Raw genomic sequence first — 223 nt, 5'->3', positions numbered from 1 at the left:
TCGCTCGGGTCCACCGTGTCCCGGTCGGCCGTTCCGCTGCCATGCGCCACCCATGTTCCGCCGCAGGCCCGCACCACCGGCTCCAGGGCGGACACCAGCCCGCTCGCGGGAATCTGCAGGGAGATCTCGCCATCGGCCGTTCGGTTGTGGATGTAAGGCTCGCGGTTCGAGACCACGATCACCTCGGATCCCGACAATTCGTTGGAGAGGGCGGCACGCAGGG

The 223-nt window shown here is 68.6% G+C and carries 1 pseudogene; it reads right to left on the bottom strand.

The window, feature by feature from the left end:
* A pseudogene (locus tag E4K09_RS24730) lies at positions 1-223 on the bottom strand (hypothetical protein); the annotation flags it as partial.

This window comes from Microvirga pakistanensis, from assembly GCF_004458765.1.
Taxonomy (GTDB): Bacteria; Pseudomonadota; Alphaproteobacteria; order Rhizobiales; family Beijerinckiaceae; genus Microvirga; species Microvirga pakistanensis.
This window is presented reverse-complemented; position numbering and strand designations above follow the sequence as displayed.